This is a genomic window from Pseudomonas proteolytica (assembly GCF_007858275.1).
GTDB lineage: Bacteria > Pseudomonadota > Gammaproteobacteria > Pseudomonadales > Pseudomonadaceae > Aquipseudomonas > Aquipseudomonas proteolytica.
This window is the reverse complement of the sequence record NZ_VFEV01000089.1, coordinates 1-1,143: the sequence shown is the minus strand read 5'-3', so window position 1 is coordinate 1,143 and position 1,143 is coordinate 1. Positions and strand designations below refer to the sequence as shown.

Here is a 1,143-nt window from a genome sequence, read left to right as displayed (position 1 = left end):
TTTGCACTGCACCCAACTGGGAACGCTGGCTGTCGATCTGCTGAATCGCATCGTTCAACGCCTGAACCGATCGCTGCGACGAAGCTGCATCCTGGATGCTCAGGTTGGAAACGGTGGTTTCCACGGTAACTGCCGTCGACGTGGCAGCTGTCAGACCCAGTTGAGCCAGACCAGTGCCCGCGCTGCCGTTGGCAACGGTGAAGGTCTTGTTGGAGAACAGCGCCAGGGTGTTGTCAGCATTTTTGCTGGCCGTAACGCCGGTACTTGCACTGTTGATCGAGGAAACGATCGCGTCAGCGGTGTCACCCTTCTTGAACTTCACTTCTACGCCGTTCAGGACCACCGAAGTGTCGGTAGTCAGCTTGGCCTGGGACGTACCTGCTTGCAGACCCAGCTTGGCCAGAGCCCCTGGACCGTCGGTGGTATTAGAACCGTTATCCAGCTTGATAGCTTTACCGTCAGCCGAAGTCAGGGTCAGACGACCGTCGGCAGCTGTCGCGGTAACACCGGTCAGAGTGGTGTTTGCACCTGCAGTGCCATTAATGTCGGCAGCAACCTGAGCCAGTGTACGACCCGCTGCAATGGTGATTTCGGTGCCATTGATGCTGATTTGCGCGGCGCTGTTGGTGGTCGTGGTTTTGGCAACAACTGCCGCCGCGGGAAGAATGCCCGCAGCAGAACCGGCTGCAGTGAAGCTAGAAGCCGAGGTCAACTGTAGCGTCGCGCCAACAGCTTGGGCCTTGACGCCAGTAACAGCACTTTGGTCGTTGATTTTAGTAATCGACTGCGCAAGGGTATCGGCAGCCAGCAGCGCAATCGAAGTGCCGTTGAGCGTCAAGGTGCCGTCGGTCGGAGTGAAAGCGTTGACGGTAGAGAACTGGCCGATCTCGGCTTCGCCGCCTACCGCAGTCGCAGCGAGGTCAGTCGCCGCACCAGCAGCCTTGGCTTCGCCGTAGGAACCTTTCAGGCCGGTAGCACTGATATCAGTCATACCAAACGAAATGGTTTCGTTGGCGTTGGCGCCGATCTGGAAGCCTACGTTGTCGAACGAACCATCCAGAAGCTTACGGCCACCGAAGTTGGTGGTTTGGGAAATACGGGTCAATTCACCGGTCAGCGCCGTGAATTCCTGCTGCAGGGACG

Annotated in this window: 1 protein-coding gene; it reads right to left on the bottom strand. The window is 57.9% G+C overall.

Annotated features, from left to right (window positions below; all coding sequences use genetic code 11):
- On the bottom strand, positions 1-1,143 hold a 1,143-nt coding region (locus FIV38_RS29795; RefSeq protein WP_146492600.1), incomplete at both ends, for a flagellin hook IN motif-containing protein.